Source organism: Paraburkholderia sp. GAS42 (genome assembly GCF_050436565.1).
GTDB lineage: Bacteria > Pseudomonadota > Gammaproteobacteria > Burkholderiales > Burkholderiaceae > Paraburkholderia.
Genome location: NZ_JBNDML010000003.1, coordinates 281,083 through 306,703, shown reverse-complemented (window position 1 = coordinate 306,703; position 25,621 = coordinate 281,083). Strand labels below are relative to the sequence as shown.

The window sequence follows — 25,621 nt, the reverse complement described above, 5'->3', positions numbered from 1 at the left end:
CATGCAACAAGCCACATGAACGCCGTACCGTTCGCGCCCGTTCCTGCTGCTTCTACCTTACTACCTGGCCAGTCGTTTACGTGGATTAACGCGAGTAGACGTTGACTGCCGGGAAGAAGAATGCGATTTCGACGGCGGCCGTTTCGGCTGCGTCCGAACCGTGAACTGCGTTCGCGTCGATGCTGTCTGCGAAATCGGCGCGGATCGTGCCCTTCTCAGCCTTCTTCGGATCCGTTGCGCCCATCAGGTCGCGATGCTTCAGGACAGCGTTTTCGCCTTCCAGGACCTGCACTACCACCGGGCCCGAGATCATGAAGTCGACGAGGTCCTTGAAGAACGGACGTGCGGCGTGCACAGCGTAGAACTTCTCAGCGTCAGCGCGCGACAGATGAATCATGCGCGAAGCGGCAATCTTGAGACCAGCGTTTTCGAAACGGCTGTAGATCTGACCGATCACGTTCTTTGCCACTGCGTCCGGCTTGATAATCGACAGGGTGCGTTCGAGCGCCATAAAAACTCCAGAAAATTAAGAGGTTACAGATTCAAATGAATCCGCTATTGTAGCATGTTCCGTTGTATGATTGCGATTGAACCCTTACAGCACTGAAAGACTCTAACAAAGCGTCCGGAACCTCACAATCCGCCATTCGGCCAGGTATTGAAACTTGCCCCTGTCGGGGTAATCTTGGGGGCGTACGGATCAACGGCAGGCGCCATCAAAGCCAGCCGGGACTGCACAACCACTGCGCAATAATGCGTCTGACGCAAGGAGAAACCATGAATTCGCCCTACAATTTCGGCCGCACCGGTACGATTAGCACGGTCGAAACCCGCAACCGCGTACTACGGAACACCTACTGGCTGCTAGCGTTGTCCATGGTTCCGACGGTCCTCGGCGCCTGGGTGGGTGTCGCGACCGGGTTTTCGCTGTTTGCCGCCACCAGCCCGGCCATGAGCCTGCTGGCATTCTTCGCGATCGCCTTTGGCTTCATGTTCGCGATCGAGAAGACGAAGAACAGCAGCGCGGGCGTGTTCGTCCTGCTCGGCTTCACGTTCTTCATGGGCCTGATGCTGTCACGGCTCCTGAGCTTCATCCTCGGATTCTCGAACGGTCCGTCGCTGATCATGCTCGCGTTCGGTGGCACCGGTGTGATCTTCGCCGCGATGGCGACGGTCGCTACGGTCAGCAAGCGCGACTTTTCGGGTCTCGGTAAATGGCTCTTCGTGGGCGTGATCGTGCTGCTGCTGGCAATGGTTGCGAACATGTTCCTGCAACTGCCGGCGTTGATGCTTACGGTTTCCGTGCTTGCGATCGTGATTTTCTCGGCCTACATGCTGTTTGACGTGCAGCGCGTGGTCAACGGCGGCGAGACGAACTACATTTCGGCGACGCTCGCGATCTATCTGGACCTGTACAACGTATTCACCAACCTGCTCGCGCTGCTTGGCATCTTTGGCGGCAACCGCAACTGATCGCCGGACGGGAGCATCGGCGGCGGCGAACTTGGTGCCGCCTCAGCCGTCGCATCCCGCGGCATCGGTGGGAATCGCTCCATCAGCCGACCGAAGCAAAAAACGCCCATGACGTTTCGTCATGGGCGTTTTTGTTTCTGCGCGCCTTTTTCGAGCCCGCCGTGCTTCAGGCAAAACTCACAGACTCAGCCAGTCGAATCCGCCGTCCTGCGATGCGACCTGCACGTCGGTCGCCGCGGCGCCAAGCACTGCAGCCATCGCCGCCTGCGCCAGTTCCGGCGAATTGTTCTGCTGGCTCAGGTGCGCTGCGACCAGAAAGCGCAATTTCGTGCGATCGAGCGAAGCGAGGATCTCAGCTGCAGCATCGTTGTTCAGATGCCCGTGGTTGCCGCCAATGCGCGCCTTGAGCGATGGCGGATAGCGGCTCGCCGCCAGCATCCGCACGTCGTGGTTACATTCGAGCACCAGCGCGTCGCAGCCACTCAGAACGGCGCTAATGTGTGGCGTCGAGGTGCCGACATCCGTCAGCACGCCAAGCCGGCCCGCGCCATCCGAGAAAACGAACTGCAGTGGCTCACGCGCATCATGCGGCACCGTGTACGGCAACACGCTGAGGTCGCCGATCGCAACCGCCTCGTCGCCCCATAACACGTGCAGATCGACGTCGGCTTCGTCAGCGCCGACTGCGCGCGCCGTCCCCCAGCTCATGTGTAACGGAATCGACCACTTGCGGGCCAGCGCCAGCGCGCTGCCGATATGGTCGCCGTGTTCGTGGGTAATCAGAATGGCGTCGAGGCTGTCGATGCCGAAGCCGAGACGCGCAAGGCGCCGTTCGACTTCTTTTGCTGAAAAGCCGCAGTCGAGCAGCACACGCGTCATCGTCGTTCCGCATTGGGCTTCGACGACCAGCGCGTTGCCTTCGCTGCCGCTTCCCAGACTGGCGAACCGCACGGTTCGCCTAGTTCAGCTGTGCATGCAGCAGCGACACGATGCGCTGCGCGTCCGACGATGTATCCACCTGGCCGTTCGCGTCGAGCACCGCAACCTGCGTCAGCGAATCGCCCTTGGAGCGCACGTTCACGAGGAATTCCTGCCCCGGTTTCTTCGCGGTGCTACCGCTGAAGAAGAGCTTGCCGAACAGGCCTTCCTTCTTCAGTTCCTGCATCGAATCCGCGTAGCGCACGTAGTAAATGCCCTTCTCGCGGTCACGGTTGTCGACAGTGAAGTTGGTGCGATCGAGCGCCAGACCCACGCGCAGCCATGCACGGTCGAACGATTCCGGCAGATCGAGCGTCGCACCGCCAGCGGTCGTGTCGATCTTCACAGGTGCCGTCGCCGGACGCGCATCAGTCAGCAGCTGCTTTGCCTGCCCATCGGTGAGGCCGAATTTCTCCATCAGCTTCGCGAGGAACAGCGCTTCGAGCGACGGGTCACGCGGACGCTCTTCCCAACGCGATGACGTTTTGTCCTGCCCCGTCAGCATTTCTTCCATCTGGCTGTGCGTGATCGAGATATCGGTCGTGTCAGCACCGCCACGCGACACCAGCGTCCGGAAACGGTCGCGCGTGCCCGACGAGTAGGCGAAGTCGACGACCTTGCCAATCGTGCGACGGAACCAGTCGTCCGGAATATTCGCGCGGTTTTCGGCCCAGTCGGTCGACATGATGCCGGTAGCAGGCGCATCGGTCGTCAGCGAGAAGCCGTTTTCCTGCCAGAATTCCTGCAACTGCGGCCAGAGCTGGTCCGGCGTGCGGCCATCGACCACGAGCCAGCGGCGATCGCCGTCACGCTCGATGTGCATGCCGAACGGATCCTGCGCACTCGGCACGCCTTCCGTCCTGTTGCCCGCCGGCGTCACCGCGCGCTGCGGCGCGCCGCCCAATGCAGCGTCGACCGGCGGCGCCACGTAACGCTGGTCGACCTTCGCGGTCGACAGGTCGCTCGGCACGGCGAGCGGCGGCGCACTGCCCGCGACCTTGTAGTTCACCTTGTCGGACGAAAACCAGTCGTTCAGCGTGTCGCAGCCTGCGAGCGTACTGAGGGCAAGCGCCAGCGCCGCCATGCGGGTTGCGTGGAGGGAAAGTGCAGAACGTTTCATGAAGTCCTTCGTGATGCTGGAACGTGTTGCCTGGTTCAGTGCCGGGAACGTGGGCGATTTCGACGTCGGTTAATGGGAATGCCGGTCATGCTGGGCTGGGATCAGCCCAGCAGACCTGACTCGCGCAGCGCGGCACGCACAACATCGTGGTAGCGCGCGTCGAGCGGCGTCAACGGCAGACGGATGCCGCCCTGAACGCGGCCAAGTTGCTGCAGCGCCCACTTCGCTGGAATCGGATTCGATTCGATGAAGAGGTTCTTGTGCAGCGAAAGCAGTTTCAGATGGATTTCACGCGCGGTCTTTGCGTCGGCCGCGAGCGCGGCGCGGCACAGTTCGGCCATCAGACGCGGTGCGATATTGGCCGTCACGGAAATATTGCCGTGGCCGCCCAGCAGCATCAGCGCGATCGCAGTCGGATCGTCGCCGCTGTAGATGCCGAAATGTGCCGGCGCCGCCTTGATCAGGTGCGCGGCGCGATCGATGCTGCCAGTCGCTTCCTTCACGCCGACAATGCCCGGCACCTGCGCGAGACGCAGGATCGTTTCGTTCGACATGTCCGCGACCGTACGGCCCGGCACGTTGTACAGGATCACGGGCAGATCGACGGTTTCCGCGATCTTCGAGAAGTGGCGGAAGATGCCTTCCTGCGTCGGCTTGTTGTAGTACGGCACGACCTGCAGCGAGGCGTCGGCACCGACTTTCTTCGCCTGCTCGGTGAGTTCGATGGCTTCGGTGGTGGAGTTGCCGCCCGAGCCCGCGATCACCGGAATGCGTCCGGCGACGTGCTCGACCGCGGTCTTGACCATCAGCACGTGTTCTTCGACCGATAGCGTGGCCGATTCGCCGCTCGTTCCGACGACGACGAGACCGTTCGTGCCTTCTTCGATGTGCCAGTCGATCAGTTTGCGGAACGCTGGCAGATCGAGGCTGCCGTCTTCGAGCATCGGAGTGATGATTGCGGGAATGCTGCCGCGAATCTGAATGCCGTCTTGATTGCCGTTAGTCATGAAACGCCATGAATTAGATCAGTAAACCGCGATTGTAGCGGATTAGCCGGCCAGATCGTAACGCGGCGGGGGTAGAGCTTCTTTCCCGTCGACCGGACGATCCGCCTCCAGAACCGCGCAGATCCGCTGGACGTAAGCCGGACGCGGCTGCGCGAGAAAACCATCCTGATACGCAACCACGCGCAGACGCCCGCGAACGGCGTCGAGCAGTTCGCCAGGCGCGAGCAGAAACGCCGGTCGCGAAGGCTTGCCGACGGTTTCGTTGCCCTGCGCGAAAGTCTCGTAAATCAGGACGCCCGCTGGCGCAAGCGCGTCCAGCAGGCGGGGAAACAGCGGGCGATACAGATAGTTCGTGACGACAACCGCTGCGAATTTCGTATCCGCCGCAAGCGGCCACGGCCCGTCTTCGATGTCGGCCGTGAGCGTAGTCACACGCGGCTCATCGTGCAGCGTGGCGAGTGCGTCCGCGTCACAGTCGAGCGCGGTGACCGGATGGCCGTGCGCCGCAAACCAGCGGGCGTGCCGCCCCTCGCCCGATGCAACATCGAGTACCGCGCCACCGGCCGTCACGAGATGCGTCCAGCGACGCACCCAGTGTGACACCTCAGCCAGCGTCGAATGTGTCGAAGAAGCGTGATTGCCCATGCGCAACGTCGCGATCAGTTGTACGACAGGCCCATCGCCTCGCGCACATCGCGCATCGTCTCCGTCGCAAAACGGCGCGCCTTGTCGCAACCATCGGCGACGATCGCGCGCAGGAGCGACGGGTCGTCCATGTACTTCTGCGCGCGCTCGAGCATCGGCTGCTGTTCGCGCAAAATGCCTTCGATCACCGGCTGCTTGCACTCGAGACAGCCGATGCCGGCCGAGCGGCAACCCTTCTGCACCCATTCGTGCGTGGTCTCGTCGGTGTAGACCTGGTGCAGTTGCCATACCGGGCACTTGTCCGGATCGCCCGGATCAGTGCGACGCACACGCGCCGGGTCGGTCGGCATCGTGCGGACTTTCTTCGTGATCGTTTCGGCGTCTTCGCGCAGACCGATCGTGTTGCCGTACGACTTCGACATCTTCTGGCCGTCGAGCCCCGGCATCCGCGACGCTTCCGTCAGCATGGCCTGCGGCTCGACCAGAATGATCTTGCGCGAACCTTCGAGATAACCGAAGAGGCGCTCGCGGTCGCTCATCGACAGGCTCTGCGATTCCTGCAACATCGCGCGCGCCTGTTCGAGCGCTTCGTCGTCGCCTTCCTGCTGATACGCGACGCGCAGCTCGTGATACAGCTTCGAACGCTTGCCGCCGAGCTTCTTCGCGGCTTCGTTGGCCTTCTCCTCGAAGCCCGGCTCGCGGCCGTACAGATAGTTGAAACGGCGCGCAATTTCGCGCGTCATTTCGACGTGAGGCACCTGATCTTCGCCGACGGGCACCAGCGAGCCGCGATACAACAGAATGTCGGCCGCCATCAAAACCGGATAGCCGAGGAAGCCGTATGTGGACAAGTCCTTGTCCTTCAGCTTCTCCATCTGTTCCTTGTAGGTCGGCACGCGCTCAAGCCAGCCGAGCGGCGTGCTCATGCCGAGCAGCAGCGCCAGTTCCGCGTGCTCGGGCACCCTGCTCTGGATGAAGAGCGTGGCCTGCGCCGGATCGATGCCCGAAGCGAGCCAGTCGATCAGCACTTCCCAGACGCTCGTTTCGATGACCTCGGGCGTTTCGTAATGCGTCGTCAGCGCGTGCCAGTCGACGACACAGAAAAAGCACGGGTATTCGGACTGCAGCCGCACCCAGTTTTTCAGCACGCCGTGATAGTGGCCGAGGTGCAGCGACCCGGTGGGCCGCATGCCGGAGAAGATACGGTCTGGGAACATGGTTGTATTAGAGAAGCGAAGCGAGAGGAGTCAGGATAGCCGTCACGGCGTCGTAACCGAGGTTGACGAGCGGGCGCAGCCAGAATTTCGTCAGGGTGCCCGTCATCACGAGCGCCATCACAATGAAAAAACCATAGGGCTCGATGCGCGACAACGCGATCGACTGCCGCGCCGGCAACAGCGCAGTCAGCACACGACCGCCGTCGAGCGGCGGCAACGGGAACAGATTCAGCACGCCGAGCACAAGATTGATACCAACGCCGGCGCCCGCCATCCGCGTGAAGAACGGCTCGTCGACGTTCATCGCCGCAAGCGCAACCCCGATCACGCCCCACACGAGCGCCTGCACGAAATTGCACATCGGCCCGGCGAGCGCGACCCACAGGCTGCCCCAGCGCGGATTGCGCAGGTTGCCGAACGCAACCGGCACCGGCTTCGCGTAGCCGAACATGAACGCGCCGCTCGTCGCGAAGTACAGCAGCAGCGGAATCGCGATGGTGCCGAGCGGATCGATGTGCCGCATCGGATTGAAGGAAACGCGGCCGAGCACGTACGCCGTGTTGTCGCCGAGCATGCGCGCGACGTAGCCATGCGCGGCCTCGTGCAGCGTGATGGCGAAAATCACCGGCAACGCGTACACGACAATGGTCTGTATCAGGGAAGAATCCATAACTCGCTATTGTATCAATGCGGGGAGTCGCAACCGGTGGCTTTCGATGCCGGCTGCTTACGCGGGTTGTTCCAGACCAAATGGCTGAAGGCTGCCGCGGCCAGGACGGACGAGTACGGGTTCAGCGCCGGTCAGATCGATCACCGTCGACGGTTCGCACGGACACGCGCCGCCGTCGATCACCAGGTCGATCTGTTTTTCGAGGCGCGCACGGATTTCCTCCGGATCATTCAGCGGTTGGGTTTCACCCGGCATGATTAACGTCGAACCGAGCAATGGCTCACCGAGTTCTTCGAGAATCGCGAGCGTAATTGCGTGATCGGGCACACGCAGGCCGATTGTCTTGCGCGACGGGTGCGACAGACGGCGCGGCACTTCCTTCGTCGCCTGCAACACGAACACGTACGGCCCCGGCGTCACCGACTTGATCAAGCGGTACTGCCGGTTATCGACCATCGCGAAATTGGCCAGCTCCGACAGATCGCGCACCAGCAGCGACAGCAACTGCTTCTCGTCGAGACCGCGAATGCGCCGGATACGCTCGACCGCATCCTTGTCGTCGAGGCGGCACGCGAGCGCGTAACTCGAATCGGTCGGTAGCGCGACGACACCGCCGTCGTTGATGATCTGCGCGGCCTGCTTGATGAGGCGCAGCTGCGGATTATCGGGATGAAGCCGAAAGAATTGAGACATGGTGAGTGATCAGGATAACTGGAAGTCGCGCTCAGCCCGCGACAGTCTGCGCGCACCGCGCGACGCAACTGCAGCGCGTCACAGCCAGCGTTCCCAGACGGGCGTGAGATCGGAAGGAAGCGGCGGCAGGCTGCCGAAGTCGACACGGCCTTCGCCGGCCGCGTGGAAGTCCGAGCCACGCGACGCCTCGAAGCCGAAACGGCGCGCGACGTCGGCGTATTCGCGGTACTGGTCTGGCGTGTGACTGCCAGTGACGACTTCGATCGCCTTACCGCCAAGATCGATGAATTCGCCGAAAAACGCGTCGAACTCCACCGGCGTGTATGCGTAACGCCCCGGATGCGCGACGACCGCCTCGCCGCCGGCGGTCTTGATCCATTGCACGGCGTCAGCCAGTTTTGCCCAGCGATGCGACACATAGCCCGGTTTGCCGTCGCCGAGAAAGCGCGTGAAGACGTCCTGCGTCGATTCGGCGTAACCGCTTTCCACCATGTATCGCGCGAAATGGGTCCGCGAAATCATGTCGGGGTTCGACACATAGCGCAGCGCGCCAGCGTACGCGTCAGGAATACCGAGCGTCGCCAGCCGTTCGCCGATCGCTTCGGCACGCGCCGCACGACCGTTACGCGTGCGGGCCAGGCCTTCCAGCAGCACGGCGTTTTCCGGATCGACATGCAGACCGACGATGTGCACCGTTCGCGATGCCCACGTCACCGAAATCTCGACGCCGCTCAGGTACTGCATGCCGAGCGCCGTCGCCGCTGCGCGCGCCTCCGCCTGACCGCCCACCTCGTCGTGATCGGTCAGCGCCCACAGCGTCACGCCGCCCGCTTGCGCGCGGCGCGCAACGTCGGCCGGCGCAAACTGGCCGTCGGAAACCGTGGAATGGCAGTGCAGATCGGCGTTCATCGTTGCCTTGAAAAGATTCAGCAACCATTTTACTGCAATGCAGTAGTTCGTCGCACCAATCCCCCAGCATCCGACCTTATGCGCAAAAATTTATGCGCAAAATCCCTCGATCAGCGCGGCGACCTGCTCCGGCTGGTCGTGATGGATCATGTGACCGGCATCGTCGATGATCTTTTCGCGCCAGTCCGGGAATGCCTGAAAGCGCGCCTTGAACTCGCTGAGCGGCGTTTCGCCTGCGATCTGCGCGAGCGTCGGCGAGGCGGCCGCTTCGACGTGCAGCACCTTCGCCCGTACGTTGCGCCAGACGGCCATCACTTCGTCGAGGCGATACTGCAGCGGCCCGCGCATCTTGTGCGCCGGATCGGCGAGCAGCGTAAAACGGCCGTCATCGCCCTGCTTCGACCAGTGCTGCGCGAGAAAACGGGCCCGCAGCGGCTCGAGGCGCGCGTTCGTGCGGATCAGACGGGCGGCGACGTCGTCGAGCGTCGCGTAGCTTTTCAGCGTGGGTGGCTCCTTCAGTTCGTCGAGCCAGGTCCGCAGCCGGCGCGGCCACTGCTCCGCGCGTGACGCCCCGAGCCCAAAGCCTTCGAGATCGACCACGCGGCGCACGCGCTCCGGCCGGGCGCCTGCATACAGGCAGACGACGTTCGCGCCCATGCTGTGGCCGACCAGATTGACCTCGCCGGACGGCGCGTAATGATCGAGCAGCGCGTCGAGGTCGGAGATGTATTCCTGAAACCAGTAGTTTCCGCCACCATGCGCCGCCACCGGCCAGTCAGACAGACCAAAGCCGCGCGCATCGGGCGCGATCACCTGCCAGTCGCCGCCCAGTGCGTCGACGACGAACTGGAACGAAGCGGCGACGTCCATCCAGCCATGCAGCATGAAAAGCGCAGGCGCATCCGGGTTGCCCCAGCGTCGCACGTGCAGGCGCACGCCGCGCACGGAGACGAAGTCGGACTGGGAGGTGTTCATGGGTAATTCCACAAAAAAGAATGGTCGTTCGATTATAACGAGATAGTCGGCCATCGAGGCGGTGTCGCGGGCGCGCAGGTGCGAAATCCAGCGGTCGGTCGATTAATCAGATGCGAGTCGATGTGACTCTTTCGGACCTCCGCGGCGCTTCTGATGTAGTAGATCAAATGCAGTCAATTTAACTACTCGCCGGAGTTGTAAAGCGTGTTCCGCTCTTCGTATCCGCAACGCGCGGAGACGATTCAATGCCCTGCGGGATCGTGTGCATCCACCAGGCGTTCAATCCGCGTCCGGCGCCTGTCCCGCTTCCAGCCCGGCCAGCGCGGCGAGTTCCGCCTCGTCAAAACCGGCATCGCGCCGCGCTTCGAAATTGAACGGTCCGCGCAATCTGGGCGCGTGATACAGGTCGGCCAGACGTGTGTAGGTCACATGCGGATCGAGCGCGAGCTGATCGCACAGAAACCGGAACCAGCGGTTCCCGATCAGCACGTGGCCGATTTCGTCGCGCAGGATGACGTCGAGGATCGCTGCCGACGTGTGATCACCCGCCTGTTGCAACCTGGCGCGAATCGGCGGGGACGCATCCAGCCCGCGTGCCTCGAGCGTGCGTGGCACGAGCGCCATGCGCGCGAGCACGTCGTCGCGGGTGCGGTCGCACATGTCCCACAGGCCGTCGTGCGCGGGAAAATCGCCGTACGCGTGGCCAAATTCGGCCAGCCGCGCGCTCAGCAGCGAGAAATGGTGCGCTTCTTCCGATGCGACCTTCAACCAGTCGAGATAGAACGCAGCCGGCATCCCGGCGAAACGCCAGACTGCGTCGAGCGCCAGGTTGATCGCGTTGAATTCGATATGCGCGAGCGCATGCAGCAGCACCGCGCGTCCTTCCGGCGACTGCATGCTGCGTCGCCCCAGCCGACGCGGCTCCACGAGTTCAGGCCGCTCCGGCCGGCCCGGCAGACCGTCCGGTTCATTGATCACCCGCGCGGGCAGGCAATGCAGGTGGCCGTCGCGGGCGCGCGCGTACAGATCGCGCGTCGCCCGCGCCTTTGTCGCGGGATCGCGCTCGCGCAGCACGCCAAGCGCCTCGCTGCGCAGGCAGGCGTCCGCAAACGAGGATGGCGAGAACGAAGAAACGGCTGGGTTCATCATGGGCAGCAAAGCGGCAAAAAAAGGGAATCGTCTGACAGGAACGGGACCGCGCGAGGCGCGCCTCGTGTGCAACCGTTTAGAATACGCGATTCGACCATGAAGCGCGCCCGACACGCTGCCGTCGCGCCCCACGTCAGCGGTGCGACGCCCGACGCAGAGGAAACACTGTGGCAATCTACAAACTTGGCGATGCAGCACCCACCATCCACGAAAGCGTGTTCGTCGCGGACACCGCGACCATCATCGGCAAGGTCGCCATCGACGAAAATGCGAGCGTCTGGTTCGGCGCCACGATCCGCGGCGATAACGACCAGATTTCGATCGGCGCGGGCAGCAATATCCAGGAAAACGCGGTGCTCCACACCGATCCCGGCTTCCCGATGACGATCGAAGCCAATGTCACGATCGGCCATCAGGTGATGCTGCACGGCTGCACGATCAAGGAAGGTGCGCTGATCGGAATTCAGGCGGTGGTCTTGAATGGAGCGGTAATCGGCCGCAACTGTCTGGTTGGCGCGGGCGCCGTCGTGACCGAAGGCAAGGTTTTTCCCGACAATTCGCTGATTCTGGGTGCGCCGGCGAAAGTCGTCCGCGAACTGACGGAAGCGGACATCGCAAATTTGCGGCGCGCCGCGGAAAGCTACGTGGAACGCAGGGATTATTTCAAGGCGCAACTCGTGCGCATCGGCTGAGCCGGAGTGCGCGGCGCACAGGCGCAGTTCAGGGACAGCGCCATTCGACCGAGGAAAAGTTGTGAACGACCAGTTGCAAAAATTCATGTTCAGCGCGGCGCCGGTGCGTGGCGAGATCGTTTCGCTACGCAATACGTGGCAGGAAGTACTGACACGTCGCAAGTACCCGGCGCCCGTGCGCAACGTGCTCGGCGAAATGATGGCCGCGTGCGCGCTGCTGTCGGCGAATCTGAAGTTCGACGGCACGCTCGTCATGCAGATTTTCGGCGACGGACCGGTGCAGATGCTAGTCGTGCAATGCAGCTCGGATCTGTCGATGCGTGCCACAGCCAAGTTTTCCGGCGATGTCGCCAGCACGATCGGCGACGACACGTCGCTCATCGAACTGCTGAACGCGGGCGGTAACGGCCGCTGCGTGATCACGCTCGATCCGCGCGACAAGCAGCCCGGCCAGCAGCCGTATCAGAGTATCGTGCCGCTGAACGGCGTGGACGGACCGCTCAAGTCGATGGTCGAAGTGCTCGAACACTATATGCACCATTCCGAGCAGCTTGACACGCGCCTGTGGCTCGCCGCGAATTCGGAACGCGCCGTCGGCATGCTGCTGCAGAAGCTGCCGGGCGACGGTGGCATCGTGCCGCATCCAGGCGAACTCGACGCGGACACGTGGGAACGCGTATGCACGCTCGGCGGCACGCTATCCAACGACGAACTGTTGAAAGAAGAACCCGACACCGTATTCAGGCGTCTGTTCTGGCAGGAAAACGTCCAGCATTTCAAGCCGACGCCGGCACGTTTCGAATGCAGCTGCTCGCGCGGCAAGGTTGGCGCGATGCTGAAAATGCTCGGCCGCGAGGAAGTCGACGGCGTGCTCGAAGAACGTGGACACGTCGAGATCCACTGCGAGTTCTGTAATCAGCGGTACGAATTCGACCCGGTCGACGTGGCGCAACTTTTTCTTGTCAGCGGGCTCTCAGAAGGAGTGATGCCGGCGGCGGGTCAACGCCACTAAACGCCGCCGCGCCGCGTCACCGCGTTACATATCGCTAGCTGAATCTGAAACGCGCCGCCTTCCTGGTCAAGTATGGATGGCGGCGTCTTATGGCTCACATTTGCGTTCAACCCTGCGTTGAACCCAGGTTGAACATTGGCGGCGCCACTTTTACACGGACTATTCCGGGCGTCCCGCCGATGGAGGCTGACATGAAACCCTCGCTGATTTGTTCCGTCCGGATTCTTGTGGCGCTATCCGTCGTCGCTGGCAGTGCCGCGTTGACCGGCTGCGTCATGGACCCGCCCGGCCCTTCCCCGATCTACAGTCGCCTGCCGGCCGACCAGTCGGGCGTATCGGCGACCGCCCAACCCTTGACGCCTGAAGAACGCGCCCGCTACGACGCGATCGACCGGCAGGTGCTCGCGGAGCAAAACCAGTCGATGGCCGCTGAGGCTGCAGCAGAGGCGTGGTCAAGGTATTACACGCCGCCCGTGAGCGTCTACGGCAGCTACTACAGCGGCGGATGGGGGCATGGCTGGGGTTCGGGCGTGGGCTTCGGAACGGGCTGGGGCTGGTAACCTGACGCGCCCGGAAACGCATCCGTCAGCCGTAAAAAAAGCCGCCCGATGGGCGGCTTTTTCGTGGTTGAAACCTGAGACGAAGTCGACTACGGTTTTTCCAGGCCGCACATCAACCTGCGCCCTTCTGTTTCGGATCCTTCTTCGCGGCGTGCTTCTTGTCCGGCTTCGCGCGCGATTCCGGATTCGGCACCACATGCAGCGGCGCGGCCGACACTTCACCACGTGTCGACGTCGTTGCCGAAGGCGTAGTGGCAGCAGGCAACGGCGCGTTCGGCGACACGAACTGCACAAACACTTCGCCGTCCTTCACCATGCCCATTTCGTAACGCGCGCGCTCTTCGACAGCCGCCGTGCCGTTCTGCAGATCGTGCACTTCGCCATCGATACGCTCGTTACGCAGCTTCGCGTCCGCGTTCTTCTTTTGCTGGAGCGCAAGCTGCTCCTGCAGTTCGTGCACGCGCAGCCAGCCACCATGCCCCCACCAGAGCGGGTACTGGATCAGCGCCAGCAGGACGATCAAAACGACAGTAACAAGCCGCATGAAGAGAGCACAAATAATACGCGCCGCCCTGCGCTATACGCAGGGCGGCGGGCTGATCCAGAAACGAAGTGTGACCGGTTCAAAGGTCGAATTCGCGCTCAGAGCACAATCGTCGCGCGATTAGCGCAGATTGTAGAACGCCGACTTGCCCGGGTAGCTGGCGATATCGCCGAGATCTTCTTCGATACGCAGCAACTGGTTGTACTTCGAGATGCGATCCGAACGCGACAGCGAACCCGTCTTGATCTGACCGGCGTTCAGGCCAACTGCGATATCGGCGATCGTCGAATCTTCGGTTTCGCCCGAGCGGTGCGAGATCACAGCCGTGTAGCCAGCGCGCTTCGCCATTTCGATGGCCGCGAAGGTTTCCGTCAGCGTACCGATCTGGTTGATCTTGATCAGGATCGAGTTCGCGATGCCCTTCTCGATGCCTTCCTTCAGGATGCGCGTGTTCGTCACGAACAGATCGTCGCCGACCAGCTGGATCTTGCTGCCGAGCTTGTCTGTAAGAATCTTCCAGCCTTCCCAGTCGCTTTCGTGCATGCCGTCTTCGATCGACACGATCGGGAACTTGTCGGCGAGCGCGCCGAGGTAGTCCGCGAATTCCGTCGACGACAGTTGCAGGCCTTCGCCGGCCAACTGGTACTTGCCGTCGTGGTAGAACTCGCTCGCTGCGCAGTCGAGCGCGAGCAGCACGTCTTCGCCCGCGCGATAGCCGGCCTTTTCAATGGCTTGCAGGATCGTCGACAGGCATTCGTCGTTGCTGCCGAAGTTCGGCGCGAAGCCGCCTTCATCACCCACTGCCGTGCTCATGCCGCGGTCGCTCAGAATCTTCTTCAGCGCGTGGAACACTTCAGCGCCGCAACGCAATGCTTCACGGAACGTCGGCTGGCTGACCGGCACGATCATGAATTCCTGGATGTCCAGGCTGTTGTTCGCATGCGCGCCACCGTTGACGATGTTCATCATCGGCACCGGCAGTTGCATCGCGCCCGAGCCGCCGAAATAGCGGTACAGCGGCAGGCCGGCTTCTTCAGCCGCAGCCTTCGCGACGGCCATCGAAACGGCCAGCATCGCGTTCGCGCCGAGGCGCGACTTGTTGTCGGTGCCGTCGAGTTCGAGCAGCGTCTTGTCGAGGAAAGCCTGTTCCGATGCGTCGAGGCCCATGATCGCTTCGGAGATTTCGGTGTTGATGTGCTCGACGGCCTTCAACACGCCTTTGCCGCCGTAGCGGCCTGTTTCGCCGTCGCGCAGCTCGATGGCTTCGCGCGAACCCGTCGATGCGCCCGACGGCACTGCCGCGCGGCCCATCGTGCCCGATTCGAGCAACACGTCGCATTCGACGGTGGGGTTGCCTCGCGAATCGAGAATCTCGCGACCGATGATATCTACGATAGCACTCATGGTTTCCTCAAGAAATGACGTTGGATTCTGACGGTGAAACTGCATCCGTTGCGCAGAAAATCCGCTCGCGCCTGGATGCTTTCGACGACCATTCGACCTGCTCGCAGCGCGCCGGCTGACACGCTGCGAGCGACTGCATTAGTTGAAATCGCTTTCGAGGAACGGCGCGCGCTTGACGGCCTGATCGAGCGTCAGCAGCGTCTCGAGCAGATCGGCCATGCGATGCAACGGCACAGCGTTCGGGCCGTCCGACTTTGCCTGTGCCGGATTCGGATGCGTTTCCATGAAGAGACCGGCGACGCCCGTTGCAACCGCCGCACGTGCCAGCACCGGCACGAATTCGCGCTGGCCGCCAGAACTCGTGCCCTGCCCGCCCGGCAACTGCACCGAGTGAGTCGCGTCGAAGACGACCGGCGCGTTGGTTTCGCGCATGATCGCGAGCGAGCGCATGTCCGAAACCAGGTTGTTATAACCAAACGACACGCCGCGTTCGCAGGCCATGAAGCGGTCTTCCGACAGGCCGGCTTCGCGTGCTGCGTCGCGCGCCTTGTCGATCACGTTCTTCATGTCGTGTGGCGCGAGAAACTGGCCCTTCTTGATGTTGACCGGTTTGCCCGAACGCGCGCACGCGTGGATGAAATCGGTCTGACGGCACAGGAACGCCGGCGTCTGCAGCACGTCCACGACCGACGCGACCTGCTCGATCTCGTGTTCGCTGTGGACGTCGGTGAGCACCGGCAGGCCGAGCTGCTTCTTCACTTCCGACAGGATGCGCAGACCTTCGTCCATGCCCAGACCGCGGAACGACTTGCCACTGCTGCGATTGGCCTTGTCATACGACGATTTGTAGATGAACGGAATGTTCAGCTTCGCGCAGATTTCCTTGAGCTTGCCGGCGGTGTCGATCGTCATCTGTTCGGATTCGACGACACACGTGCCCGCGATCAGGAAAAACGGCTTGTCGAGGCCGATTTCGAAGTCGCCCAGTTTCATGCTTTCTCCTCGACGCCCGCCAGATGATGCACGAGCGCGGCTTCGACGAATGACTTGAAGAGCGGATGTCCATCACGTGGCGTGGACGTGAATTCCGGGTGGAATTGAACGCCGACGAACCACGGGTGCATGTCGCGCGGCAGTTCCATCATTTCCGGCAGATCTTCGCTCGGGGTGCGGGCGCTGATGATAAGGCCGCCGGCTTCGAGCTGGGGCACGAAGCGGTTATTGACTTCATAACGATGACGGTGACGTTCGTTCACGTCCTTGCCGTAGATCTCCGAGGCCATCGTGCCCGGCTTGATCGGGCAACGTTGCGAACCGAGCCGCATCGTGCCGCCGAGGTCCGACTCTTCGTCGCGCTTCTCGACCTTGCCTTCGCGGTCGTACCACTCGGTGATCAGCGCGACCACGCGGTTCTCTGTGGCCTGGTCGAACTCGGTGCTGTTCGCGTTCTTCAGACCGACCACGTCGCGCGCGAATTCGATCACGGCCAGCTGCATGCCGAGGCAGATGCCGAGGTACGGCACCTTCGCTTCGCGTGCGTAGCGGATTGCCTTGATCTTGCCTTCGGTGCCACGACGGCCGAAGCCGCCCGGCACGAGCACCGCGTCGAGATGCCTGAGGCTCTCGACACCGTCGGCCTCGACTTCTTCCGAATCGATGTACTCGATGTTGACCTTCGTCGACGTGTGGATCGACGCATGGCGCAGCGCTTCGATCAGCGACTTGTACGACTCGGTCAGATCGACATACTTGCCGACCATGCCGATCGTGACTTCGTGTTTCGGGTGTTCGAGCTTCTCGACCAGATCCGACCACATCGACAGATCGGCCGGCTTCGGCGACAGCTTCAGCTCGTTGCAGACGATCTCGTCCATGCCCTGGTCGTGCAGCATCTGTGGAATCTTGTAGATGCTGTCGGCGTCCCACACGGAAATGACGGCGTCTTCCGGCACGTTCGAGAACATCGAGATCTTCGCGCGTTCGTCGTCCGGAATGGGACGGTCGGCACGGCACAGCAGCACGTGCGGCGAGATGCCGATTTCACGGAGCTTCTGCACGCTATGCTGCGTCGGCTTGGTTTTCAGTTCGCCGGCGGTGGCGACCCACGGCACAAGCGTCAGGTGCACGAAGCACGCGCTGTTGCGGCCCATGCGCAGGCTCATCTGGCGCGCGGCCTCGAGGAACGGCAGCGATTCGATGTCGCCTACGGTGCCACCCACTTCGACGATCGCGACGTCCGGCTCGCCGCACGTCGCGGAAGCCGCGCCGCGTTCGACAAACGCCTGGATCTCATTCGTGATGTGCGGGATGACCTGCACCGTCTTGCCCAGATAATCGCCGCGGCGTTCCTTGCGGATCACCGACTCGTAAATCTGGCCCGTGGTGAAGTTATTGGCCTTGCGCATCTTCGTGCTGATGAAGCGCTCGTAGTGGCCGAGGTCGAGGTCAGTCTCCGCCCCATCTTCCGTCACGAACACTTCGCCGTGTTGAAACGGGCTCATCGTGCCGGGGTCGACATTGATGTAAGGATCGAGCTTGAGGAGGGTGACTTTGAGACCGCGCGATTCGAGGATCGCGGCGAGGGAAGCGGCGGCAATACCCTTGCCGAGGGAAGAAACTACGCCGCCGGTGACGAAAACATATTTGGTCATCGCTGGATGCTCGCGGGAAAAACGGATTATACCGTAAAGCAGGGTCTCAACCCAGCAATATGCGACGACGCTGGCCCGATCCCGCACCGTTTTCCATTGCCCTCGCCGCTTCGCCACCCGGGCAGATCTGTTCGGATGCCGCCGGCGTGAACCTTGCCGTCAGCTGCGCCGCGCGCTCACGTGCGGCGCTCCAGTTCGTGAAGCATCCGTTGCAACGCACGCGCGGTTTCAAGCGGCTTTTCCATTGGATACAGATGGCTGCCCTCGATCCATTCGAGGCGATCGCCTGCCACGCGGCGGGTCGCATCGAGACCGACCTGGCGGATCTCCCTCGAATGCGTGCCCGCGATGAAACCGACCGGCACCTGCACGCCATGTGCGAGCCGCGCGCCAAGCGTATGCGGCAAGGTGCGATAGATCAGGTATTCGGTGCGACGGTCGAACGCGAGCGTGCGGCCACCATCTGCGGAAGTCTGCGGAATGCCGAAGTCGACGTAATCGGACAGTACGCGCTCGTCCCAGCGCGCGAACGCCGGCTTCGAATGAAAGTGGCGCCAGGTTTCGTCGCGACTGGCCCAGTGCGTGCGGCGCGTACGCGTCGCGGCGGCGGGTGAAAGTTTCTCGTCAAGGCCCGTCCATTGCGACACGCGCAGCATGCTACTCCGCCATCCGGCAATCACCGGCGAATCGAGCATCACGACGCCCTTCACCCACTGCGGCTTTTTCAGCGCGGCCATCAGCGACAGATAGCCACCGAGCGAATGGCCGACGAGCCATACCGGCTGCTCATAGCGCAGGCCGATGTCGGCAAGCAGTTCTTCGACGAGATGCGGCCAGTCGCGCGTCACCGGAAAGTGCGCATCGTGACCGATGCGCTCGATGAAGCGCAGTTCGTAGCCGTCCGCGAGCTCGGCGAAGATCGTCCGGTACGTCGACGCGGGAAATCCGTTCGCGTGCGAGAAGTGGATGATGTTTTTCAAACGTCGTCGTCTCCTGTTTTTGCTTTTTACCGGTCTGCGTTCCGGGGCGCCGCGCGTGCTGCCTGTACTCTTTCTGCCGTTTGTACTTCGGGTTTGCAGCGTACCGCGGATGAACCGCCCTTCATCGATCCATCCAGTAGCGACGATGTGTATCGCGGTACCGCTCGAGCGAAAGCCCTGGGCCCGCGGCTTCGATCCGCACCGCGCCATCGGCATCGCTGCGCGCCAGTTCAATGTGACGCGCCAGATACCGCGAAAAGACACCCGGATGCGGATGGTGAAACCGGTTGCGATAGCCTACCTGAAATACCGAGACAAGCGGATCGATAGAGTCGAGGAACGGCTCAGTCGACGATGTCTTGCTGCCGTGATGCGGCACCAGCAGCACCTGCGCGTGCAGTGCATCGGGATCGCGCCCGAGCAGGATGCGCTCGACGGGCGCTTCGATGTCGGCAGCGAGCAGCGCGACTAAAGGGTGGCCCGGCTGGCGCTGTTGCATCGCGGGCCCGCTCCCACTCGAACCGGCGCCCTCGCCTGCCGTGCTGACGCGCAGCACGCAGCAATGCGCATTCGGCTTGCCTTGCAGTGGGCCGGGGTCCGGCCAGAGCACGGCGAAATCGACACCGTCCCAGCGCCAGTGCTGGCCAGCCGCGCATGACACGGTATCGGCATTCGCAGCGTGCGCGTCCGCCCAGAGCGGATTCGTCGGCGCCAACGCCGCCAGCAGTTGCCGCACCTTGACGCCGGCAAGCACAGCCGGCGCTCCGCCGGAGTGATCCGAATCCGCGTGGCTGATCATCAGCGTATCGAGCATGTTCACGCCGTTTGCGTAGAGGTATGGCACGACGATGCGCTCGCCCGCGTGCGTCGACTCCGGTCCTGGTCCGGCGTCGAACAGCAATGTGTGATGCGCGGTCTCGATGAGAATCGACGAGCCCTGCCCAATATCCAGCGCGGTCAGCCGGAACGCGCCCGCTGGCGGCCCTGACGGCGACGGAAGGAGCAAGGGAAGCCATGTAATTGGCGCGGCCCAGCGCAACGGCCAGCCGCGCGGCGCGAGGCTCCACGCGACACCCACCGCCGCCGCAGCCAGCGCCCAGGAGCCCGGCTGCGGGAGCCGCCAGATCGCCCACGAAATACCCGAGAGCATGTGCAGCCCGGCGACGAGCAGATCAAGCAGCGCGTGTGCACCGCGAAAGGCCCACGCGTCGAGCGGCCCCGGCAATGCGACGCCGGCGAGCACGGCCGGCGTCACGAACAGGCTGACCCAGGGAATCGCGAACGCATTCGCCAGCGGCCCGACAAGCGGAATCTGCGCGAACCAGTAGACGGTCAGTGGCGCGAGGGCCACCGTGACCGCGAACTGCACATGCGCGCCGCTCGCGATGCGCTCCTTGATGCCCAGCAGCCGTCGCAGACACGCCCCCCGAAACCGTGCAAGACGTGTCGCGTCAGGGTCAGGATCGCGCCGCTCGTGATCCTGCACGCGCAAGCGTCCAGACATAGCAAACAGGATCGCGGCCACCGCGCAGAACGACAGCCAGAAACCCGCCGACACGACCGCCCACGGATCGATCAGCAGGACGAGTCCGAGCGCCCACGCGAGCACCAGCGAAGGCGCGACGCTTCGTCCGCTGATCGACGCCAGCGCCACCACAGCCAGCATCCATAGCGCCCGCTGCGCGGGCACATTGAATCCTGCCAGCGCGGCATGACCGGCCGCGAAAAGCGCGCCCGTCGCCAGCGAGATTTTCTGCGCGGGAATCCATAGCGGCCAGTTACGCCCGATAAAGCACGAGCGACGCCACAGTCCGCCTGCGAACCACGCGGCGATCCCCGCTATGAACCCGATATGCAGACCCGATATCGCAACGAGATGGCTGGTGCCGGTGTTGCGCATGAGAAGCCAGTCGGCGTCGCTGACCGCATCCTGTGCGCCGACCGCCAGTGCGATGACAATGCCGCGATGAGGCGCGTCTGCGAGCGCCGTGTCGATCCGCGCCCGCACCGCCGCGCGCCAGCGATCGATCGCGGCTCCCGCGCCACCTGCTGTGCCGGGCAATCGCATGGCCGCCGATGGCGCGGTGACGTAACCCGTCGCGCGTAGGTCTCTCGCCAGCAGCGATGCTTCGGCATCGCGAACGCCGAAGTTCCCATTGCCATGCGCCCGCTTCAGACGCACGGTCAAACGCCAGCGTGCGCCTGGCTCGAGCACGGGTAGTGGTGTTCCTTCAACCATCCACGACAACTGGAGCGTGCGCGGAAACATGGCGATGTTCGCGTCGTTCGATTCGACGGTGAAGAGAAAGCGCGCGCTGTCTGCATCCGTGGCGGGCAGGCCCTTGATGTATCCCTGCACGACAACATTCCGACCTTCCCACTCAACGGGAAGCGCCCGCGCCAGCCGTACCTCGGCTCGCCACGCCGCGTAGCCGAACCCGACGCACGTAGCCACCATCCAGACCGCGCTCCACACGACTGCCGACCGAAGACGAAACCGAAACTGCACGCAACGCGAGAACGCGCCGGCGACAACCGCTGCAACGCTAGCAACCACCAGAATCAGCAACCAGCCGCCCCAACCCGGCAACGCCGCCTGTTGCTGCAACCACATCACGCCCAAAGCAAATCCACACCACACTGCCCGCATCCGGCCTCCTCGACTGAAGCCGGGCGCGTGCATCGGACGCAAGAGCGCCGGACGCGAGTTCCGCCCGGCGGGAACCATCAGAGTGAATTATGCGGAGGAAAGTGCGAGTCGCGGCAGCGCCGCGTGAGCGTTAGCCGTTGTGCCAAGTGCAAGCTCGTTTTCGCTGATACCACGCAGTTCGGCCAGACTCGCGCCAATGCGGGGAATCTGGTCCGGCGTGTTGCGTTCCCTGTACAGCCAGGAAGGAGGAATATCGGGCGCATCGGTCTCGACGACGATCGCATCGAGCGGCAGTTGCTGCGCGAGCCGGCGGATCTGCAGCGAGCGTTCGAAGGTCACATTGCCGCCGAAGCCGAGATGCATGCCGTGATCGATGAACGCCTGCGCCTGCTGGAAGCTGCCATTGAACGCGTGCGCGATGCCTCGATGCACCGAGTGGCGCCGCAGGCCCTTCAGCACCTGATCCTGCGACTTGCGCACATGGCAGATCACCGGCAGATCGAACTCGTACGCGAGCTTCAGCTGGCCGTTATAGAAGAACTGCTGGCGTTCGTCATCGAGGCCCGGCACAAAAAAATCGAGGCCGATTTCACCGAGACCGACGAACAGTGGATCGTCAAGGCTCGCTTCGATTTCCATCCGCAGCACTTCGAGATCGGATTCCTGGGCACGCGGCGTGAACAGCGGATGAATGCCAAGCGCATATGCACCGCCTTTGACGCGATGCGCGAGTTCACGCACCGTCGCGAAGTTCTCGCGCGCGACGCCCGGAATCACGATGCGCGCCACGCCCGCCCCGTGCGCCGCCGAAGCAACGGCGTCACGGTCCGCATCGAACTCCGATGCGTCGAGATGGCAGTGCGTATCGATCCACATGCGCGCGCCTTTCGTCTTGAATCCAAACAGTTACACAGGAACCGACGGCTCTTCGTACAGCACACCGTCGCGCAGACGCATCGTCCGGTCGCAGCGCGCTGCGAGATCCGGATCGTGCGTGACGATCACGAAGCTCGTCTCCATCGTCTGAGACAGTTCGAGCATCAGGTTGAACACTGTATCCGCCGTGCCGCCGTCGAGGTTGCCAGTGGGTTCGTCGGCGAGTACGCAGGCCGGTTTTGTGACCAGCGCGCGCGCAATGGCAACGCGTTGGCGCTCGCCGCCCGACAGCTCGCCCGGACGATGCTTCGCCCGATGCGCCATGCCGACACGCTCCAGCACGGCGAGCGCTTCATGCCGCGCGGCTTCGGTCGTCATGCGACGGATGCGCAGCGGCATCGCGACGTTGTCGAGCGCGGAAAACTCCGGCAGTAGATGGTGAAACTGATAGACGAAACCGAGCGCGCGATTACGCAGATCGTTGCGCTCGCGCTCGGAAAGCTTCGTGAACGGCTTGCCCATCACAGAGACGTGACCGGCAGTTGGATCGTCGAGGCCGCCGAGCACATGCAGCAGCGTACTCTTGCCCGAACCGGACGCGCCGACGATCGCCAGCTTCTCGCCGCGACGCACGGAAAGCTGCGTATTGTTCAGCACCTGAACGTTCAGGCCGCCCTGCACGAAGGCCTTCGAGATGCCGGTCGCTTCCAGCACATAAGGATAGGGAGCGCTTTCGCCGGACATATCGGACATCACTTGAGAGACAGGACGGTCATTCATAACGCAGCGCCTCCGCCGGACGCACCTTCGCGCCACGCCAGCTCGGATACAGCGTCGCGAGCGCCGACAGCACGAACGCGATCACGCCGATGCGGATCACGTCGGCCGGCACCAGTTCGGACGGCAGTTCGCTGATGAAGTACACGGACGGCGGCAGGAACTGCACGCCGAGCGCATGTTCGATCATCGGCACGAGCCACGGAATGCTCCACGCGATCAGACAGCCGAGCGCAACGCCCGTCGCCGTACCGATGAAGCCGATCGTCACGCCCTGCACGACGAAAATCTTCATGATCGAGCCGGGCTGCGCGCCGAGCGTGCGCAGGATCGCGATGTCGGCCTGCTTGTTGGTGACCGTCATCACGAGCGACGACACCAGGTTGAACGCCGCCACCGCAATAATCAGCGTGAGGATGATGAACATCATGCGCTTTTCGATCTGCACGGCGGAGAACCAGGTCTTGTTCTGCTGCGTCCAGTCGCGGATATACAGGTCGCCCGAGAGCGTGCGCGCCAGTTCATGCGCGACCTGCGGCGCGCGCTGCATATCCTTCAGACGCAGGCGCACGCCCGTCGGCGCGGGCAGCCGGAACAGCGCCTCTGCGTCGCGGATGTTGATCAGCGCGAGCGTGCTGTCGTATTCATAATGTCCCGACTCGAACACGCCGACCACCGTGAACTGCTTCAGCCTCGGCAGCATGCCGGCGGGCGTGATCGTGCCTTCGGGCGCGACGAGCGTAATCTTGTCGCCGGTGCGCACGCCGAGATTGGTTGCGAGATCGCCGCCGAGCACAATGCCGAAGTCGCCCGGCACCAGATCGGTCAGCTTGCCGGCCCGCATTTCCTTGCCGATGTCCGACACTTCCGGTTCCAGCGCAGGCTCCACCCCGCGCAGCGCGACTCCGCTCACGGCGTCCTGACGCGTCAGCAGCGCCTGTGCCTCGACATACGGCGCCGCGCCGGTCACTTCCTTGTTGAGCCGCGCTTCTTTCGCCGTCAACTGCCAGTCCGGCATCGAGCCGGTTGGCGAGAAAATTTCGACGTGAGCGAGCACCGACAGCATGCGGTCGCGCACTTCCTTCTGGAAGCCGTTCATGACCGACAACACGACGATCAGCGCCGCGACGCCGAGTGCAATGCCCGACATCGACACAAGCGCGATGAACGAGATGAAGCCGTTGCCGGTCGTGCGCTTGCCGGCGCGCGTGTAGCGCCAGCCAATCTGCCATTCGTAGGGAAATTTCAAGCGAATCCTTTTCTGTATTGCTTCGACTTCTTTTCAGCGTGTGCTGGCCAAACCGTCGCGCTGCGCCACTTCTTTCATTGCTTCAGTAGCGGCAGTGTGCTTTAGCAGGGTCCGGACGCTGTGAACGTTGGGTCCGCGACGCATGGGTTTGGTTCCGCCGGGCGCCTTCCGCCCCGCTTCGTCCGGCTTCGTCTGGTTCCGTCCGGCGGGCCAGGCCGCTCACCGTCGTCAATCAACCGCGAAGTTTGCCATACAATGCCGGGCATCATGCACGCCACCCGCCTCCACCTCCTGTTGCCCTTCGCGCTGCCTTCGGCCGCCGATGCTTCCACCGCGTTATACAGCCTCGCGATTCCCGCACTGGACAAGCTCGTGGCGCGTGCGACGCTGGTCGAGCGCGTGATCGGAGAAGATTTCCAGCGCACGCTGCCGCACGAACGCTGGGTAGCACGCCAGTTCGGCGCCGTTTCGTCTACCCAGCCCGCCGCCGACGAAGCGCCCCTCGCGCCGTACATGCTGCGCGCCGACGGCGGCGAACCCGGTCACGCGACGTGGGCGTGCATCGAGCCGGTCCACGTACGCATCGCGCACGATCACCTCGTGCTGATCGATCCCGAAGCGCTCGATCTCCAGGACGACGAAGCGGCCACACTGCTCGCCGTTGCCCGTCCGCTGATCGAAGAGCTGGGCGTGCGCATCGAGGCGCCCAGGCCGACGCGCTGGTATCTGTCGAGCGACAGGTTCGGCTCGCTCGCGGGCGCGTCGCCGCTCCGCGCGAGCGGGCGCAACATCGAAATCTGGCTGCCGCACGTGGCGCACACCGGCGAGCGTTCGCGCGCGTGGATGAAGCTGCAGAACGAAGTGCAGATGGCCTGGTTCGAGCATCCGGTCAACGAAGCGCGCGAGGCGCGCGGCCTGCCCGCCGTCAACTCAATCTGGTTTCACGCGCAGGGCGCGGCGCAACCGGTGAAGAGTCCGTTTGCACGTGTGATGTCGAATGCGGCGGCGACGCGTGGGCTGGCCTTGACCGCCGGCGTCGAGGCGAGCGCGCCACCGGCTTCGTTCGCCGGATTCGCCGAACTCGCCGCCGTCGCCGCAAACGCGCCCGAAGCCGTCACCCTGGTCGAAATCGATCCGTTTTCCTCGCCCTACATCGAGCAGGACTGGGCACGCTGGAACGACGCGTTCGCCGCGCTCGAAGCCGACTGGCTCGCGCCTGCGCTGGAAGCATTGCAATCCGGCCGCCTCGGCGAACTCGGGCTGACGCTCTGCGGCGACACCGGCTCGGTGACGTTGACGATCACCCGCGGCGACCTGCGCAAATTCTGGCGGCGGCGCGTGTTCGCCTCGCTCTTCATCGAATGATTCACCGTATTTCTTCCGGCCTCAC

The 25,621-nt window shown here is 63.2% G+C and carries 25 protein-coding genes; 5 read left to right on the top strand and 20 right to left on the bottom strand.

Annotated elements, in window-relative coordinates:
• Nucleotides 1–85: 85 nt before the first annotated feature.
• Nucleotides 86–511 carry a nucleoside-diphosphate kinase gene (gene ndk / locus P3T16_RS06330; RefSeq protein ID WP_429257660.1) on the bottom strand — a complete coding sequence of 142 codons (426 nt, stop codon included), beginning with the start codon at nt 509–511 and terminating at the stop codon, nt 86–88.
• A 266-nt stretch (nt 512–777) separates the two neighbouring features.
• Here ndk and P3T16_RS06325 point away from each other — a divergent pair, with 266 nt between their 5' ends.
• The gene (locus P3T16_RS06325) at nt 778–1,473 is read left to right on the top strand and encodes a Bax inhibitor-1/YccA family protein (RefSeq protein ID WP_429257661.1); all 696 of its coding nucleotides are present in this window, start codon (nt 778–780) and stop codon (nt 1,471–1,473) included.
• A 177-nt stretch (nt 1,474–1,650) separates the two neighbouring features.
• Here P3T16_RS06325 and P3T16_RS06320 read toward each other — a convergent pair whose 3' ends face one another.
• From P3T16_RS06320 to P3T16_RS06275, 10 genes are all read right to left on the bottom strand, one after another.
• A complete protein-coding gene (locus P3T16_RS06320; protein ID WP_429341594.1) occupies nt 1,651–2,424 on the bottom strand; it encodes an MBL fold metallo-hydrolase in 774 nt (257 codons plus the stop codon).
• Nucleotides 2,425–2,431: 7 nt separating this feature from the next.
• A complete protein-coding gene (gene bamC, locus P3T16_RS06315) occupies nt 2,432–3,571 on the bottom strand; it encodes an outer membrane protein assembly factor BamC (protein ID WP_429341593.1) in 1,140 nt (379 codons plus the stop codon).
• 101 nt (nt 3,572–3,672) lie between these two features.
• Nucleotides 3,673–4,578, bottom strand: coding sequence for a 4-hydroxy-tetrahydrodipicolinate synthase (gene dapA, locus P3T16_RS06310; protein ID WP_429257664.1), 906 nt, complete (start codon nt 4,576–4,578; stop codon nt 3,673–3,675).
• Between the two features lie 42 nt (nt 4,579–4,620).
• Nucleotides 4,621–5,223 carry a class I SAM-dependent methyltransferase gene (locus P3T16_RS06305; protein ID WP_429341592.1) on the bottom strand — a complete coding sequence of 201 codons (603 nt, stop codon included), beginning with the start codon at nt 5,221–5,223 and terminating at the stop codon, nt 4,621–4,623.
• 14 nt (nt 5,224–5,237) lie between these two features.
• Nucleotides 5,238–6,440, bottom strand: coding sequence for a tryptophan--tRNA ligase (locus P3T16_RS06300; protein ID WP_429257666.1), 1,203 nt, complete (start codon nt 6,438–6,440; stop codon nt 5,238–5,240).
• A gap of 7 nt (nt 6,441–6,447) precedes the next feature.
• Nucleotides 6,448–7,110, bottom strand: a complete 663-nt coding sequence (locus P3T16_RS06295; RefSeq protein ID WP_429257667.1) for a site-2 protease family protein — start codon at nt 7,108–7,110, stop codon at nt 6,448–6,450.
• 57 nt (nt 7,111–7,167) lie between these two features.
• On the bottom strand, nt 7,168–7,803 hold the full coding sequence (locus tag P3T16_RS06290) for an L-threonylcarbamoyladenylate synthase (protein ID WP_429257668.1): 636 nt from the start codon (nt 7,801–7,803) through the stop codon (nt 7,168–7,170).
• A gap of 78 nt (nt 7,804–7,881) precedes the next feature.
• Nucleotides 7,882–8,712: a 3',5'-nucleoside bisphosphate phosphatase gene (locus P3T16_RS06285; protein WP_429341726.1), complete on the bottom strand. Its 831-nt coding sequence runs from the start codon at nt 8,710–8,712 to the stop codon at nt 7,882–7,884.
• A gap of 90 nt (nt 8,713–8,802) precedes the next feature.
• Nucleotides 8,803–9,687: an alpha/beta fold hydrolase gene (locus P3T16_RS06280; RefSeq protein WP_429341591.1), complete on the bottom strand. Its 885-nt coding sequence runs from the start codon at nt 9,685–9,687 to the stop codon at nt 8,803–8,805.
• Between the two features lie 279 nt (nt 9,688–9,966).
• On the bottom strand, nt 9,967–10,836 hold the full coding sequence (locus P3T16_RS06275) for a ferritin-like domain-containing protein (protein ID WP_429341590.1): 870 nt from the start codon (nt 10,834–10,836) through the stop codon (nt 9,967–9,969).
• Between the two features lie 167 nt (nt 10,837–11,003).
• On the opposite strand from P3T16_RS06275, the gene P3T16_RS06270 reads away from it, so the two are divergent.
• The 3 genes from P3T16_RS06270 to P3T16_RS06260 all read left to right on the top strand — a co-directional run bounded on the left by P3T16_RS06270 (nt 11,004) and on the right by P3T16_RS06260 (nt 13,100).
• The gene (locus P3T16_RS06270; RefSeq protein WP_429257671.1) at nt 11,004–11,528 is read left to right on the top strand and encodes a gamma carbonic anhydrase family protein; all 525 of its coding nucleotides are present in this window, start codon (nt 11,004–11,006) and stop codon (nt 11,526–11,528) included.
• Between the two features lie 61 nt (nt 11,529–11,589).
• Nucleotides 11,590–12,540 carry an Hsp33 family molecular chaperone HslO gene (hslO, locus tag P3T16_RS06265; protein WP_429257672.1) on the top strand — a complete coding sequence of 317 codons (951 nt, stop codon included), beginning with the start codon at nt 11,590–11,592 and terminating at the stop codon, nt 12,538–12,540.
• Nucleotides 12,541–12,731: 191 nt separating this feature from the next.
• A complete protein-coding gene (locus tag P3T16_RS06260; RefSeq protein ID WP_429341589.1) occupies nt 12,732–13,100 on the top strand; it encodes a hypothetical protein in 369 nt (122 codons plus the stop codon).
• Between the two features lie 112 nt (nt 13,101–13,212).
• On the opposite strand, the gene ftsB is transcribed toward P3T16_RS06260, so the two are convergent.
• The 9 genes from ftsB to P3T16_RS06215 all read right to left on the bottom strand — a co-directional run bounded on the left by ftsB (nt 13,213) and on the right by P3T16_RS06215 (nt 24,231).
• Nucleotides 13,213–13,644: a cell division protein FtsB gene (ftsB, locus tag P3T16_RS06255; RefSeq protein WP_429257674.1), complete on the bottom strand. Its 432-nt coding sequence runs from the start codon at nt 13,642–13,644 to the stop codon at nt 13,213–13,215.
• Between the two features lie 120 nt (nt 13,645–13,764).
• Nucleotides 13,765–15,048: a phosphopyruvate hydratase gene (gene eno, locus P3T16_RS06250; RefSeq protein ID WP_429257675.1), complete on the bottom strand. Its 1,284-nt coding sequence runs from the start codon at nt 15,046–15,048 to the stop codon at nt 13,765–13,767.
• Nucleotides 15,049–15,186: 138 nt separating this feature from the next.
• Complete coding sequence (kdsA, locus tag P3T16_RS06245; protein WP_429257676.1) at nt 15,187–16,041, bottom strand: 3-deoxy-8-phosphooctulonate synthase; 855 nt, start codon at nt 16,039–16,041, stop codon at nt 15,187–15,189.
• The gene (locus tag P3T16_RS06240; protein WP_429257677.1) at nt 16,038–17,699 is read right to left on the bottom strand and encodes a CTP synthase; all 1,662 of its coding nucleotides are present in this window, start codon (nt 17,697–17,699) and stop codon (nt 16,038–16,040) included. Before P3T16_RS06240 ends, kdsA begins: the two co-directional genes overlap by 4 nt.
• Before the next feature lie 176 nt (nt 17,700–17,875).
• A complete protein-coding gene (locus tag P3T16_RS06235; protein ID WP_429341588.1) occupies nt 17,876–18,679 on the bottom strand; it encodes an alpha/beta fold hydrolase in 804 nt (267 codons plus the stop codon).
• A gap of 121 nt (nt 18,680–18,800) precedes the next feature.
• Nucleotides 18,801–21,329, bottom strand: a complete 2,529-nt coding sequence (locus tag P3T16_RS06230; RefSeq protein ID WP_429341587.1) for a DNA internalization-related competence protein ComEC/Rec2 — start codon at nt 21,327–21,329, stop codon at nt 18,801–18,803.
• 87 nt (nt 21,330–21,416) lie between these two features.
• Entirely contained in the window at nt 21,417–22,205 is a 789-nt protein-coding gene (locus P3T16_RS06225) for a TatD family hydrolase (protein WP_429341586.1), read from the bottom strand.
• Nucleotides 22,206–22,235: 30 nt separating this feature from the next.
• On the bottom strand, nt 22,236–22,985 hold the full coding sequence (lolD, locus tag P3T16_RS06220) for a lipoprotein-releasing ABC transporter ATP-binding protein LolD (protein ID WP_429257681.1): 750 nt from the start codon (nt 22,983–22,985) through the stop codon (nt 22,236–22,238).
• The gene (locus tag P3T16_RS06215) at nt 22,978–24,231 is read right to left on the bottom strand and encodes a lipoprotein-releasing ABC transporter permease subunit (protein ID WP_429257682.1); all 1,254 of its coding nucleotides are present in this window, start codon (nt 24,229–24,231) and stop codon (nt 22,978–22,980) included. Before P3T16_RS06215 ends, lolD begins: the two co-directional genes overlap by 8 nt.
• Nucleotides 24,232–24,486: 255 nt before the next feature.
• Between P3T16_RS06215 and P3T16_RS06210 the strand changes: the two genes are divergently transcribed.
• Nucleotides 24,487–25,596, top strand: coding sequence for a regulator (locus P3T16_RS06210; protein ID WP_429341585.1), 1,110 nt, complete (start codon nt 24,487–24,489; stop codon nt 25,594–25,596).
• Nucleotides 25,597–25,621: the final 25 nt, after the last annotated feature.

Bases quoted from the DNA above. Each gene is read 5' to 3' on its own strand.
- P3T16_RS06275 (WP_429341590.1), bottom strand. From the start codon at position 10,836: ATGATGAACCCAGCCGTTTCTTCGTTCTCGCCATCCTCGTTTGCGGAC.
- eno (WP_429257675.1), bottom strand. From the start codon at position 15,048: ATGAGTGCTATCGTAGATATCATCGGTCGCGAGATTCTCGATTCGCGA.
- bamC (WP_429341593.1), bottom strand. From the start codon at position 3,571: ATGAAACGTTCTGCACTTTCCCTCCACGCAACCCGCATGGCGGCGCTG.
- P3T16_RS06285 (WP_429341726.1), bottom strand. From the start codon at position 8,712: ATGAACGCCGATCTGCACTGCCATTCCACGGTTTCCGACGGCCAGTTT.
- kdsA (WP_429257676.1), bottom strand. From the start codon at position 16,041: ATGAAACTGGGCGACTTCGAAATCGGCCTCGACAAGCCGTTTTTCCTG.
- ftsB (WP_429257674.1), bottom strand. From the start codon at position 13,644: ATGCGGCTTGTTACTGTCGTTTTGATCGTCCTGCTGGCGCTGATCCAG.
- P3T16_RS06290 (WP_429257668.1), bottom strand. From the start codon at position 7,803: ATGTCTCAATTCTTTCGGCTTCATCCCGATAATCCGCAGCTGCGCCTC.
- P3T16_RS06230 (WP_429341587.1), bottom strand. From the start codon at position 21,329: ATGCGGGCAGTGTGGTGTGGATTTGCTTTGGGCGTGATGTGGTTGCAG.
- P3T16_RS06325 (WP_429257661.1), top strand. From the start codon at position 778: ATGAATTCGCCCTACAATTTCGGCCGCACCGGTACGATTAGCACGGTC.
- lolD (WP_429257681.1), bottom strand. From the start codon at position 22,985: ATGAATGACCGTCCTGTCTCTCAAGTGATGTCCGATATGTCCGGCGAA.
- P3T16_RS06280 (WP_429341591.1), bottom strand. From the start codon at position 9,687: ATGAACACCTCCCAGTCCGACTTCGTCTCCGTGCGCGGCGTGCGCCTG.
- ndk (WP_429257660.1), bottom strand. From the start codon at position 511: ATGGCGCTCGAACGCACCCTGTCGATTATCAAGCCGGACGCAGTGGCA.
- P3T16_RS06300 (WP_429257666.1), bottom strand. From the start codon at position 6,440: ATGTTCCCAGACCGTATCTTCTCCGGCATGCGGCCCACCGGGTCGCTG.
- P3T16_RS06225 (WP_429341586.1), bottom strand. From the start codon at position 22,205: ATGTGGATCGATACGCACTGCCATCTCGACGCATCGGAGTTCGATGCG.
- P3T16_RS06240 (WP_429257677.1), bottom strand. From the start codon at position 17,699: ATGACCAAATATGTTTTCGTCACCGGCGGCGTAGTTTCTTCCCTCGGC.
- P3T16_RS06305 (WP_429341592.1), bottom strand. From the start codon at position 5,223: ATGGGCAATCACGCTTCTTCGACACATTCGACGCTGGCTGAGGTGTCA.
- P3T16_RS06210 (WP_429341585.1), top strand. From the start codon at position 24,487: ATGCCGGGCATCATGCACGCCACCCGCCTCCACCTCCTGTTGCCCTTC.
- dapA (WP_429257664.1), bottom strand. From the start codon at position 4,578: ATGACTAACGGCAATCAAGACGGCATTCAGATTCGCGGCAGCATTCCC.
- P3T16_RS06260 (WP_429341589.1), top strand. From the start codon at position 12,732: ATGAAACCCTCGCTGATTTGTTCCGTCCGGATTCTTGTGGCGCTATCC.
- P3T16_RS06295 (WP_429257667.1), bottom strand. From the start codon at position 7,110: ATGGATTCTTCCCTGATACAGACCATTGTCGTGTACGCGTTGCCGGTG.